Here is a 12,844-nt window from a genome sequence, read left to right on the forward strand (position 1 = left end):
AGGGATTGATGGCACTTGGCTTAGCTAGTTTATTAACTAGTTTTGGTCTTGGAATAAGGAAAAAGAAAAATATTTAAGCTGTCAAGAAAAAATACTTTACATTCTTTTGGAAGACTGGTATATTATTACCTGTTAAGAAATTTATAGGGAGGTGCAAAGAATGTCCGTTAAAATTCGTTTAAAGCGTATGGGTTCAAAGAAGCGTCCATTCTACCGTATTGTTGTAGCTGACTCACGTGCACCACGTGATGGTCGTTTCATTACTTCTTTAGGTACTTACAACCCATTGACCACTCCTAAGGAAATCAAGTTTGACGAAGATGCCGTTATGGATTGGTTACAAAAGGGTGCTCAACCTTCTGACACTGTTCGTAACATGCTTCAAAAGGCTGGAGTTATGAAGAAGTTCCACGAATCAAAGTATGCTAAGAAGTAGTGATGTTTAGTCATGGCTGAGACAAATATTGAAGGGCTGGTTCGTAGTTTAGTAACTCCATTGTTGGAACATCCGGATGCTCTAACAATTACCAAGTCTGAAGATGATCGTTTTCAACGGTACGTTGTTGATGTTCATCCCCAAGATGTTGGTCGCTTAATTGGGCGGCAGGGACATATTGCTTCAGCACTGCGTACAGTCGTTGAAGGAGCACGTCCACGACGCTCCAATTCAAAAAAGGTCCGGTTACTAATAAATGACCACCGTCACTAAAATAAAAACTCCCACACTAATCTGTGGGAGTTTTTGTCAATTTTAGGAGAATTTGAATGAAATTTTATAATGTTGGAAAAATAGTAAATACTCACGGAATCCGTGGTGAAGTTCGGGTAATCCCCACTACCGACTTTATTGATGAGCGGTTTGCTAAGGGGGCTAAACTCTATTTAGATCAACAACAGGGAGAACCGTTAGAGTTAACAATTGAATCGTCACGTCCACACAAAGGCTCAATTCTTGTTAAGTTTGTTGGGTACGACAATATTAATGATGTTGAAAACTTCCGCAATCATGAGTTGAGAGTTAGTGAAGAGGATCAACAACCGCTCGAAGAAGGTAGTTATTATTACCACCAAATTATTGGCTTGACCGTTAAGACGATCGATGGTCGTGAATTAGGAAAGATTAAGGAAATCCTTTCTCCTGGCGCCAATGATGTTTGGGTTGTTCAACGACCACATCAAGCCGATTTATTATTACCCAAGATTGATGATGTGGTAAAAAAGGTTGATCTGGATAACGGCATAGTTGAGGTGGAACTATTGGAGGGACTTGAATAATGCGAATCGATATTTTAAGCCTATTTCCTGATATGTTTCAGGCGACTCTTGGTGAATCAATTGTTGGTAAGGCACAGGATAATGGTTTCCTCGATATCAAGGTAACGGATTTTCGTGATTATACTGATAATAAGCACAATCGGGTTGATGATACGCCATTTGGTGGTGGTGCGGGAATGCTTCTCCAAGCGCAACCAATTTTTGATGCAATGGCAGCAGTTGATGAAGAGACAAAGGATCGTTATCCCAAAGGAAGGGTAATCCTGATGGATCCTGCGGGGCGAAAGTTTGATCAGGATTATGCTCAGGAATTATCTCAGGAAGAGCATCTTACCTTTATCTGTGGTCATTACGAGGGGTATGATGAACGGATTAGAAGCCTTGTGACTGATGAAGCATCATTAGGTGATTATGTTCTTACTGGTGGTGAACTAGCTGCAATGGTAATGATTGATGCTACTGTCCGCTTTGTTCCGGGTGTCCTGGGGAATATGTCTTCACCAATGGGCGATTCCTTTAGTAATGGCTTGCTAGAATATCCACAATATACCCGGCCTGCAGACTTTCGGGGAATGAAGGTTCCTGAAGTTTTAACTAGTGGGAATCACCAGAAAATAAAGGAATGGCGTCAACGTGAGGCGTTACGACGAACGCTTGAGCGGCGGCCAGATTTGTTAAAAACAGCCAAACTGACTCGTGAGCAACAACTTATGCTTGAAGATTTGAAACTCGATCAAGATCCAGATGTGCCGGACTAGAAGGGGGTTCAAATGAAAAAGTTTATTCAACGATTACTGTGGAAGCAGGATCCAGCTTTGTACCGCAGTAAGGATGCCAAATTAACACCCAGTTTGCGGACAATTGATCTAGTTGGTCTAGGGACCGGAATGGTTGTTGGGACAGCAATCTTTACTTTGCCTGGGATCGTGGCTGCTGAACATACGGGGCCAGCAGTTCCATTAGCATTTATTGTTGCAGCAATTGGTGCCGGCTTATCAGCACTAGCGTATGCAGAGACTTCATCAGTATTGCCGTTTGCTGGTTCAGCCTTTTCATGGATTAATGTTCTTTTTGGCGAGTTCTTCGGCTGGATTGCTGGCTGGGCGCTTTTGGCTGAGTATTTTATTTCAGTTGCTTTCGTTGCGTCAGGCTGGTCAGCCTATATGCAGGGGTTTCTCGCTAGTTTTGACATTAAGTTGCCAGTGGCATTAACCGGGGGCTTTAATCCACAACGGGGTTCATATGTTGATATTTTAGCTGCAATTGCTATTTTAGCCGTGGGAATTTTAATTTCTCGTGGGGTTCACCAGGTGAGCCGGATTGAAAATATTATTGTCAGTGTGAAGCTCCTGGTTATTTTAATGTTTATTGTTGTTGGGATGACGGCTATTCATCCGCAAAACTATTCACCATTTATTCCGCCTCATGTTGCTGGAACAACATTTGGTGGTTGGCAGGGGATCCTTGCCGGGACAGCGCAAATTTTTATTGCTTATGTTGGTTTTGATGCAATTGCGGCTAATACGGCTGAGACAATTAATCCCCAAAAGACAATGCCACGGGGATTAATTGGGACGCTGGTTTTAGGTACTGGCTTCTTCATTGCGGTGTCCCTTGTCCTTGTGGGGATGTTTAAGTACAGTCGCTATGCAAATAACGCAGAACCAGCTGCCTGGGCACTCCGTCAGTCGGGGCATTACCTTACTGCTAATTTGTTATCAATCGTTGCCATTGTTGGAATTTTTTCGGCCTTAATTGCGATTTTATTAGCCTCATCACGGCTGATCTATGCTTTTGGTCGGGATGGGCTCCTTCCCCGAGGCTTAGGTCATATCGATCGTAAGCATGTGCCTAATCGGGCGTTATGGATGATTACGTTTTTGGCAATGATCCTAGGCTCTGTTTTCCCGTTCACTTTCTTGGCAACGCTAGTATCAGCGGGAACGCTTGTAGCATTTATTTTTGTCTCGCTGGGAATTTACGCCCTCCGTCCTCGAGAAGGGAAGGATCTTCCTGCAGCTCAGTTTAGAATGCCTGGTTATCCGGTATTACCAGCAATCTCAGCTTTGTTTTCCGCGGTGATTTTCTGGGGATTAAATGCCGATGCTAAGATCATGATGGTTATCTGGTTCCTTATTGGTTTAATCATTTACTTTGTTTACGGTATCCATCATTCAATCATTAATCAGGAACATCAATCAAAATAACCCTTGAAAGGGAAATGAAAAGCTAGTATAGTAATAGGTGGCTGTTTAGCCATAAGAAACGGTATTCCGCTGCCCACATCGGACATGAATGTCGGCGAAAGGAAAGAATTTTTAATGCGTCAAAACAAGTTAATCGAAAAGATTACTGCAAGTCAATTACGGGATGATATTCCAGATTTCCGTGCCGGTGATACTGTTCGTGTTCACGCCCTCATCGTTGAAGGTTCACGTGAACGTGTTCAGATGTTTGAAGGGATCGTTATTAAGCGCCATGGTGCTGGTATCAGTGCTACCTACACTGTTCGTAAGATCAGTAACGGTGTTGGTGTTGAACGTACTTTCCCAGTTCACTCACCACGTGTTGCTAAGATTGACGTTCTTCGTCATGGTCGTGTACGTCGTGCTAAGTTGTACTACTTACGTGAACGTACTGGTAAGGCTACTCGTATCGCTGAAAAGCGTCGCGACAAGTAGTAGCTGGGAACCCTTGTGTATCAAGGGTTCTTTTTTGTTTTAAATTAAAATTGATCATAAAAAAATGCTAATTCGAATCAGCGAATTAGCACTTTCTATATGTTTCAAGTTATTTTTGGGAGGATAACTTGAATTCGGCCTCAAGGACCAATAAATGGTGTGTCTTTGATAAGACAAGTATATTTTACTCCAATTGGCAGCTAGATAAAAGTTTAAAACGAAAAGTGGATGCCAAGAAAGCATTCACTCATACCGTCTTGTGAGCTAGAAAGCACTCACTGCACACGGTATATTCCTTATTACAATTTATATTATATCCTATAAATCAAATATATAGTATGGCTTTCATAAATGAAGTTTACTCAATTCCTGATGCTCTCATTTTCTTGCCCGGGTTATTAAATAAGGATAAAATAAAATTATACTATTTATATTATTGGGCTTTTATTATCTGGAGTACAATTATGAAAAAACTTAATTTATTTATCTTTCTAATGTTTAGTTCCTTCGGGTTATTCTTTGTATCAACTCAGCAGCAAAGTAAAGCGGCCGCAGTGGATAGGCAGACGCAAACACAGCTTCATGACTATTTAAAATCGCACCATATTAATGGTGTAATGTTAGTTAATGGCAAGGGAAGTAAAGCGATCACCATTACAAATAATGAAACAACAAATAACAAACAGTTAGTGAAGGCTAACCGTTTGTTTCCAACTGCTTCTCTCCAGAAAATCGTGACAGGAACAGCGATTTATCAACTTGCACAGAAAAAACAGCTGGGATGGGACACGTCCCTAAATACGTATTTCCCGCAGATTGATGGCAGCGAGGATATCACGATTCGTGAATTAATGAACCATACCAGTGGTCTTGTTAATAATGATCGTCCGGCACTTCCTTTAAGAGGACAAAAACAGCAAATTACCTACATGCTTGAACACATGAGAAATGATCATGTTCACACCTGGGATTACCAGGATGTTGATTATGAATTATTAGCAGCGATTATCAGCAAGCAGGTTCATTTAAGCTACAATACATATATTCATCAACGTTTCGCTAAGCCGCTTCATCTAAATCAGATTAAGGATTTCTCTGAAGTTACTCCAAAGCAAGTTCCTCAACCGATGGATCCAGCTATTAGTTGGCACCAAGTAACGGTTACGACCTCTTCAGATTTTGGTGCGGGAAATCTTTTCATGTCACCAAATAATTACTGGAAATTCATTTATAATGAGGTCCTCGGTAACTCGAAAATGACAACTGAATTTTATCAACAGGCCAAAAAACAAGAAGTTGCCTATTTTGGTGGGGTATATTTTGATGGTGATATTATTCGTGCTAACGGTAGTATTCCTGGCTATAATTGTTGCTTTATCGCTAACTACAAGACAAAGAAAATGGTAATGCTCTTCTCTAATAACATTGACTATCTGACCTTAAAAGCTGCATCAGATGACTTGCTGCATAACTATATGGGAGCATAATTCTTTTCAACACTCAGCTAGCCTTTAAAAACTCTTACGCCGTTATTGCTTTTAGTTGAAATAATGTAAAATAGACAAGAAGAATATATCAGCTTAGGAGGAATATCGTGGTGGAGTACGAAGAATTAATTAATAAGATCCATGATTGGGCGCACCAACGAAAAATTGATCAGGCGGATCCACGAGTTGAATTTATGAAGATGGCTGAAGAGCTCGGGGAATTATCTGGTGCCTATAATAAACAAAATCACGAGCGGTTAGTTGATAGTATTGGTGATCTTCAAATTGCTTTGTTAATTTTCTGCCAGTTAGTTGGTGTTGATCATAAGAAAGCATTGACAGCTGCTTATCAGGAAATTGCGGATCGCCAGGGCAAAACTACTTCTGCCGGTGTCTTCATTAAGCAGAGCGATCTTGAAAAGAAAAATTAGGAGGAAGTTATTTATGAAGTTAATTTCATGGAATATTGATTCAATTAACGCGGCCTTAACTGGGACATCAACAAGGGCCGAAGAAACGAGAAGTGTTCTCCATAAGATTGCAGATCGGCACCCGGATGTGATTGCAATTCAAGAAACTAAATTATCCAAAAATGGACCAACAAAAAAGCATCTTGCGGTTTTGGCAGAGTTGTTCCCTGACTATCAGGTTGCCTGGCGAAGTTCAGTCGAGCCCGCACGGAAGGGATATGCTGGTACAATGTACCTCTATCTAAAAAAATATGAACCAACAATTACTTACCCTCAAATTGGGGCACCGGAAACAATGGATGATGAGGGACGAATCATTACCCTTGAATTCCCCGACTTTTTCGTTACCGAAGTTTATACACCCAATTCCGGAAGCGGGTTGAAACGGTTAGCTGATCGCCAGGTTTGGGATGATTGCTATCGTGAATATTTACAGGAGCTCGATCAACAAAAGCCAGTAATTGCAAGTGGGGATTTCAATGTGGCTCATGAACCGATTGATTTGGCTCATCCAGAAAATAACCATCATTCTGCAGGCTTTACGGATGAAGAGCGGGAACACTTTACAAAATTGCTTGCGGCTGGTTTTACTGATAGCTTCCGTCATCTTAATCCAGAAAAAACAGGTGCCTATTCTTGGTGGGCACAACGGGTAATCACTAGTAAGCAAAATAACTCAGGCTGGAGAATTGATTACTGGCTCGTTAGTGACCGGCTTGCCGATAAGATTAAGAATTCAATAATGATTGATTCAGGTGAACGGCGTGATCATACACCGATCGAATTAGATATCGAGCTTTAAAGTCATGATTAATAAAAATTTAATATCTTGGTCACAATTTAGTAAATATTGCTAGTTAGAATATTAATCATTGAGAAAGAAGGTGGCCAAGATCAGGATCTTTCGTCTTCTTAAACGATTGGTCGTTTTGACGCTAATTATCGGTGGTGGCTGGCTTTACTTTAACAATTCACGAATCCAAGCAGCATCAACCGCGATGATTTGGAACTTTCGCCAACGAATTGTTAATTTAATCGGTCATGGGGATGATTCGATTACTCAAAGCCTTAACCTGAGAGATTCGAATTCTCAAAATAATCAGCAAACGGGTCAGCAACAAACCGATTCAACAACGATTCCTACTAATGGGCGATGGGCAACCAATACCGCAACGATTTATGTTAATACTGGCAACCAAACCCTTGATTCAGCAGCCCAATCAGCAATTCAACAGTGGAATCAAACCGGAGTGTTTACATTTCGTCAAGTTAATAACCGTCAACAAGCAGAAATTGTTGTGAGTGCGATGGATAATGATAGTACTAATGCAGCTGGTCTGACCAAGACTTCATCGAATTCAATTAATAATCATTTTGTTCACGCGAATGTTTATTTAAACCAGCGATATCTTCTGGATCCTGACTACAGTTACGATCAACAACGAATAGTTAATACGGCGGAACATGAACTTGGCCACGCAATTGGCCTTGATCACACAAATCATGTTTCAGTAATGCAGCCTGCTGGTTCTTTCTATACTATTCAGCCAGCCGATGTTCAAGCGGTTAAGAAATTGTATGCAACAAAATAAAAACAACGCAGTACATAAATAATGGGCTCTAGTGTTCGGTCTTGCCGAGCACTGGAGCCCATTATTTGTACTTTTTAAAGCATTCTAATCTAATTTAACTTTCCGTGCTTTCAATGCCCATAAGATTGAAACCGTATCAATCACTTCTTGGAGCATTGCCCCTACAAAAGCAGGAAGGATCCCAGTGCAGGCAACCAACATTAAAATGATGCAGATTGCAATCCCAATTAAGACCGCTTGTTTAGCGATCTTAATTGTGTCTTTAGCAATTTCGACAATTTTGGCAATCCGTGAAAGATCATCGCGAATAATTACCACTGATGCCGATTCACTAGCAGCGGTAGCACCATGAGCTCCCATGGCAATTCCAACGTCGGCAGTCACAAACGATGGGGCATCGTTAACACCATCCCCAACCATAAAGACCGGATGTTGATCTAATGGAATTGCTTTTAGCGCGGCAATCTTTCCTTGTGGCAGTAAGTTCGTTTTAACGTCTGTAATACCAACCTGTTTAGCAACTTCCTTTGCAAAGGCTGCCTGATCACCAGTTAGCATCATCAGGTTAGTAACCCCCATTTTACGGAGGGTATTCATTGTCTGCCGTGCTTCTGGACGAATATGATCAACGAATGTTACTGCTCCAGCATATTGACCATTAATTTCAATATAAACCGCGGTTGAGGGGAGAATAGCTTGCTTTCCCTCAGGATCGACGAATGCTAATTTACCGATCTTCATTTGGTAGCCATCAACTGTAGCCGTGATTCCTTTACCAGTAACTTCTTGGAGATCTTGAACCGGGCTAAGGGAAACTGCTTGCTTTTTGGCATAGTCAACTAGTGACCGGGCAAGGATATGCGAGGATTCGCTTTCAGCACTCGCTACCAGTTGCAAAAGCTGGTCATGAGAAAAGCTGCAATCAGAAGCAGGGATAATTTCCCCAACTGCTAGCTGACCATTGGTAATTGTTCCAGTCTTGTCAAAAGCCCCGGTTTTGGCGTTGGCTAATTTTTCGAGAACGGTTCCGGTTTTAACCACAATCCCGTTTCGGGAGGCGCGGCTCATCCCCGAAACCATTGCAATTGGGGCAGCTAGAATTAATGGGCAAGGCGAGGCAACTACAAGAACCTCTGCGATCCGCACCGGATTTCCGGACCACCACCAAGCAGCTAGCGCAATCACGATTGCAACGATAGTAAATGGCACTGCGTAGCGATCTGCTAACCGGACAAAGTGGGCAGGAGATTCTTCAGCAGTCTTAACCAACTTAACCAGCTGTTGATACTGACTATCCTTGGCGAGTTTAGTTACCCTGATTGTAATTGAGTTGGCACCGTTAATTGCTCCTGACATCACTTCATCACCGGGAATTTTACTTACTGGGCGTGATTCACCTGTAAGGGATGACTCGTCTAGCTCACTTTGACCAGTGACTACTTTTCCGTCTAGCGGAACAATTTCTCCAGGTTTAACAATTACCTCAGCACTAATCTGCACATCCTTTACAGCGAGATCGTTGGTTGTCCCATCAGTTACGACATGAGCAATTTGGGGAGTATTATCCAGTAGTGACTTCAGTTCAGTGTTCGCTTTCTTGGCTGCATAGTCTTCTAGTGCATCCCCACCCGTTAACATTACCAGGATTACCATTGCAGCCCAGTATTCACCTACAGCTAGGGTGGCAACCACGGCTAAAATTGCAAGGAGGTCGACGCCGTAGTCACCGGTACGGATTGACTTGACCATTCCGATAAACATTGAAAGAGCAACGAATGCCCCAACCACCGTTACTAATATTTGTGCAAAAAGCGGATAACCACATGCGTACTGTAAAATAACAGCAACAGCAGCAATGATGATGATTAACCAGAGCTTCTGCTTATTTGATAATTTTTTCACCATTTGACATTTGGCATCAATCAGAGTACATTATTAGCAACAATCAATGTCCTTTAATTTAGTCCCGTGAGGCTAGAAAGACGACTTTTTCAAAGTAAGATTAACTAACTTTAAAAAATTTCGTTAACACCAGGCCTCCATTACGCCTGGTGTTTTTCTTTTAGGACAAATTTTTAGATAAAGGAAGTTAATTCAATTATGACTGAATTACCATTAGTTAAGCTCCCCCACTTTGTTACTGTTGAGGATTTATCCTCTGAACAAGTATTATCATTGATTCACCGCGCTGAATTTTACAAAGATGGTGGTGAGACACCAAAGCTGACAGAACCAGTTTATGTTACCAACGCCTTCTTTGAGAACTCAACTCGGACTCACACAAGTTTTGAAGTTGCTGAAAAGCGCCTTGGGTTAACTGATATTTTCTTTGACCCACAACACAGTTCAGTCAAAAAGGGTGAAACGATGTATGACACTATGTTAGTAATGGATGCCCTCGGTGTTGACCTCGCAGTTATTCGTCACTCAACGAATGCCTATTATGAACCACTGATTCACCCCCAAACAGGCTCTCATTTGAACATGGGAATTGTTAATGCCGGTGATGGTTCTGGTCAGCACCCTTCACAAAGCATGCTTGATATGATGACCATTCATGAACACTTTGGTCATTTTGATGGCTTAAAGGTTGGCATTATCGGTGACATTACTAATTCACGGGTTGCAGGAAGTAACATGGAAATCTTGAATCGTCTTGGTGCTTCGGTTTACTTCTCTGGTCCTGATTACTGGTATGACCATGCTTATGACAAGTATGGTAAGTTTATGCCACTCGATGATCTGGTTGGTGAAATGGATGTCTTAATGCTTCTCCGGGTTCAACACGAACGGCATGCCGGGGATGCTAACGAAGCAAAATTCTCTGCTGAATCCTACCATGAAAAGTACGGAATTAACGAAGCCCGTTACAACCGGATGAAAAAGAATGCGATTATCATGCACCCAGGTCCGATCAACCACGATGTTGAATTAGCAGGTAGTCTGGTTGAAGCACCTAACTGCAAGTTCTATGAGCAAATGCAAAATGGTGTCTTCATGCGGATGGCAATGTTAGAAGCAGTTCTTCGCGGTCGAAAGTTGGGTGGCTTAGACTAATGAGAATGCTAATTAAGGGTGGCCGCTGTTTTGTTGACGGTCGGCTAGTAGATACGGATGTTCTGATTAAGGATGGTAAAATTCAGGCACTTGGTAAGAATTTAGTTGCTGAAGATAGTGTTAATGAGCTAATTGACGCTAGCGGGAAATTAGTTGCTCCCGGCTTAGTTGATGTTCACGTTCACTTCCGGGATCCGGGCCTTACCTATAAGGAAACGGTAGAAACCGGGAGTAAGGCCGCTGCCCATGGCGGTTTTACAACTGTTGGCGCGATGCCAAACGTTGATCCGGTCCCAGATACTCCTGAAAAACTGCGGCAAATGATTGATCATAACCAGCAGACCGGGGTTGTTCACGTGGCTCAATATTCAAGTGTCACGGTTAACCGTCAGGGTGATCAGCCGGTTGATTTTCAAGCAATGAAGGATGCGGGAGCCTTTGCTTTCAGTAATGACGGTAGTGGAATTCAAACTGCCGGAACCATGTATCGAGCAATGGAGGGTGCCGCTAAGGTTGGTCTGCCATTAGCAGCTCACGTTGAAGATAATTCACTTCTCTTTGGTGGCGTAATGACTGCCGGAAAGCGAGCTGAAGAATTAGGTTTACCTGGGGCACCGAGTGTTTCCGAATCGGCTCAGGTAGCGCGTGACCTCGTCCTTGCAAAGGCAACCGGGGTTCATTATCATATCTGCCATGTGTCAACGAAGAAAAGTGTTGAACTTGTTCGTTTGGCAAAGAAAGAGGGGGTTAACGTTACCTGTGAAGTGACACCACACCACCTCTTGCTTGCTGACAAAGACATTCCAGCAAATAACTCATACTTTAAGATGAATCCGCCGTTGCGGCATGAAGAGGATCGCCAAGCTGTTATTGAAGGGTTACTTGACGGAACAATTGATATGATTGCGACTGATCATGCTCCTCATTCACGAAAGGAAAAACCACAAGACGATATGCGCGGTGCAGCTAACGGAATTACCGGGAGTGAAACCGCATTTGAGATGCTTTACACGAAGTTTGTTCGTCCAGGGATCTTTAGTTTAACCCAGCTATTAAATTGGATGAGTACAATTCCGGCAGAACAATTTGGCTTAGACCAGGCTGGACACCTAGAACCTGGCAAGCCAGCTGATATTGCAATTTTTGATCTGAATACAGAGCGGAAAATCTCTGAAGATTCTTACCTTTCCAAGGGCGTTAACAATCCATTCACCGGTCAGCGAGTTTATGGAACCACTGATTTAACCCTAGTTGATGGAAAAATTGCTTATTCACGAAATGGGGAGGGAAAATAATGACTGATGTCCGTCTTGCCGTAAAATTGCCTGGGTTAAAAATGAAGAACCCTGTAATGCCAGCCTCTGGAACATTTGGCTTTGGTGATGTTCCACAAGCACGAAAATATGATCTTAACCGACTGGGCGCAATCGTAATCAAAACTACGACTCCCCAAGCGCGAACGGGAAATCCCCAACCACAGATTGCGGTATTGAACGATGGGGTGTTGAATTCAGTCGGCTTAACTAATCCTGGAGTAAAGGTGGTCGCAGAAGAAAAAATCCCTCAGCTTAAACAACAATATCCTGACCTTCCTTTAGTGGCAAGTATTGGTGGCGCAAGTGTTGAGGATTATGTAATGGTTACTGAACACTTAGCCGCGACCGGATTAGTTGATGCATTGGAACTGAATATTTCGTGTCCCAACGTTAAGCATGGTGGGATGGCTTTCGGAACTGATCCGCAAGTCGCTGAGAAGTTAACTAAGGCAGTTAAAGCTGCTAGTGGCGATGTTCCGGTTTATGTTAAACTAACTCCTAACGTTACCGATATTGTGGAAATTGCGCAGGCAGTTGAAGCAGGAGGGGCTGATGGGTTAAGTATGATAAATACTTTACTAGGGATGAAGATTAATCTGAAAACCCGGAAGCCGGTTCTGGGAAATGTCATGGGTGGCCTTTCAGGAACCGCAATTAAACCACTAGCTATTCGGATGATTTATCAGGTTTCCCACGCAGTAAACATTCCGATCATCGGTGAAGGGGGAATTTCCTCTGCAGAAGACGTTATTGAATTTTTCTTAGCCGGTGCGTCAGCTGTTCAGGTTGGTTCTGCACACTTTCACGACGCTTTAGCAATGCCACACATTATTGAACAGTTGCCGCAAGCGATGGCCCGAGTTGGAATTGGCTCACTGGCAGAGCTAAGAATATAAATTACAGTCTGAACTTGCTTGCAAAAAATTCATCAGATAATAATAAAATCATCTTTAGCTATATCAGTTA

Annotated in this window: 15 protein-coding genes; 14 read left to right on the forward strand and 1 reads right to left on the reverse strand. The window is 42.4% G+C overall.

What is annotated here, in order from left to right:
• The first annotated feature begins 8 nt into the window (after nucleotides 1-8).
• From PRK60_RS10110 to PRK60_RS03635, 11 genes are all read left to right on the forward strand, one after another.
• Entirely contained in the window at nucleotides 9-77 is a 69-nt protein-coding gene (locus tag PRK60_RS10110) for an LPXTG cell wall anchor domain-containing protein (RefSeq protein WP_392391052.1), read from the forward strand.
• 83 nt (nucleotides 78-160) lie between these two features.
• Nucleotides 161-436: a 30S ribosomal protein S16 gene (gene rpsP, locus PRK60_RS03590; RefSeq protein WP_102169442.1), complete on the forward strand. Its 276-nt coding sequence runs from the start codon at nucleotides 161-163 to the stop codon at nucleotides 434-436.
• A 12-nt stretch (nucleotides 437-448) separates the two neighbouring features.
• Nucleotides 449-709, forward strand: a complete 261-nt coding sequence (locus PRK60_RS03595) for a KH domain-containing protein (protein WP_102169443.1) — start codon at nucleotides 449-451, stop codon at nucleotides 707-709.
• A 56-nt stretch (nucleotides 710-765) separates the two neighbouring features.
• Complete coding sequence (gene rimM / locus PRK60_RS03600) at nucleotides 766-1,275, forward strand: ribosome maturation factor RimM (protein ID WP_102169444.1); 510 nt, start codon at nucleotides 766-768, stop codon at nucleotides 1,273-1,275.
• Nucleotides 1,275-2,033: a tRNA (guanosine(37)-N1)-methyltransferase TrmD gene (gene trmD, locus PRK60_RS03605; RefSeq protein WP_102169445.1), complete on the forward strand. Its 759-nt coding sequence runs from the start codon at nucleotides 1,275-1,277 to the stop codon at nucleotides 2,031-2,033. The genes rimM and trmD overlap by 1 nt, the downstream gene beginning before the upstream one ends.
• Nucleotides 2,034-2,045: 12 nt before the next feature.
• Nucleotides 2,046-3,482 (forward strand): APC family permease, encoded by a 1,437-nt coding sequence (locus PRK60_RS03610; RefSeq protein ID WP_102169446.1) that lies wholly within the window; start codon nucleotides 2,046-2,048, stop codon nucleotides 3,480-3,482.
• Nucleotides 3,483-3,596: 114 nt separating this feature from the next.
• Complete coding sequence (gene rplS, locus PRK60_RS03615) at nucleotides 3,597-3,956, forward strand: 50S ribosomal protein L19 (protein ID WP_056974551.1); 360 nt, start codon at nucleotides 3,597-3,599, stop codon at nucleotides 3,954-3,956.
• A 464-nt stretch (nucleotides 3,957-4,420) separates the two neighbouring features.
• Complete coding sequence (locus PRK60_RS03620; protein ID WP_102169447.1) at nucleotides 4,421-5,443, forward strand: serine hydrolase domain-containing protein; 1,023 nt, start codon at nucleotides 4,421-4,423, stop codon at nucleotides 5,441-5,443.
• A gap of 110 nt (nucleotides 5,444-5,553) precedes the next feature.
• Entirely contained in the window at nucleotides 5,554-5,874 is a 321-nt protein-coding gene (locus tag PRK60_RS03625) for a MazG-like family protein (RefSeq protein WP_102169448.1), read from the forward strand.
• Nucleotides 5,875-5,887: 13 nt separating this feature from the next.
• On the forward strand, nucleotides 5,888-6,715 hold the full coding sequence (locus PRK60_RS03630; RefSeq protein ID WP_102169449.1) for an exodeoxyribonuclease III: 828 nt from the start codon (nucleotides 5,888-5,890) through the stop codon (nucleotides 6,713-6,715).
• 70 nt (nucleotides 6,716-6,785) lie between these two features.
• On the forward strand, nucleotides 6,786-7,505 hold the full coding sequence (locus PRK60_RS03635; protein ID WP_219721856.1) for a M57 family metalloprotease: 720 nt from the start codon (nucleotides 6,786-6,788) through the stop codon (nucleotides 7,503-7,505).
• An 84-nt stretch (nucleotides 7,506-7,589) separates the two neighbouring features.
• On the opposite strand, the gene PRK60_RS03640 is transcribed toward PRK60_RS03635, so the two are convergent.
• Nucleotides 7,590-9,407 (reverse strand): heavy metal translocating P-type ATPase, encoded by a 1,818-nt coding sequence (locus PRK60_RS03640; protein ID WP_273646428.1) that lies wholly within the window; start codon nucleotides 9,405-9,407, stop codon nucleotides 7,590-7,592.
• Between the two features lie 198 nt (nucleotides 9,408-9,605).
• Here PRK60_RS03640 and PRK60_RS03645 point away from each other — a divergent pair, with 198 nt between their 5' ends.
• The 3 genes from PRK60_RS03645 to PRK60_RS03655 are packed head-to-tail and all read left to right on the forward strand — an operon-like array spanning nucleotide 9,606 to nucleotide 12,774.
• Nucleotides 9,606-10,562 (forward strand): aspartate carbamoyltransferase catalytic subunit, encoded by a 957-nt coding sequence (locus PRK60_RS03645; protein ID WP_273646336.1) that lies wholly within the window; start codon nucleotides 9,606-9,608, stop codon nucleotides 10,560-10,562.
• A complete protein-coding gene (locus PRK60_RS03650; protein ID WP_273646337.1) occupies nucleotides 10,562-11,857 on the forward strand; it encodes a dihydroorotase in 1,296 nt (431 codons plus the stop codon). The genes PRK60_RS03645 and PRK60_RS03650 overlap by 1 nt, the downstream gene beginning before the upstream one ends.
• Nucleotides 11,857-12,774: a dihydroorotate dehydrogenase gene (locus PRK60_RS03655; RefSeq protein WP_102169221.1), complete on the forward strand. Its 918-nt coding sequence runs from the start codon at nucleotides 11,857-11,859 to the stop codon at nucleotides 12,772-12,774. Before PRK60_RS03650 ends, PRK60_RS03655 begins: the two co-directional genes overlap by 1 nt.
• Nucleotides 12,775-12,844: the final 70 nt, after the last annotated feature.

It is taken from the genome of Limosilactobacillus portuensis, from assembly GCF_028607025.1.
In the GTDB taxonomy this organism is placed as follows: domain Bacteria; phylum Bacillota; class Bacilli; order Lactobacillales; family Lactobacillaceae; genus Limosilactobacillus; species Limosilactobacillus portuensis.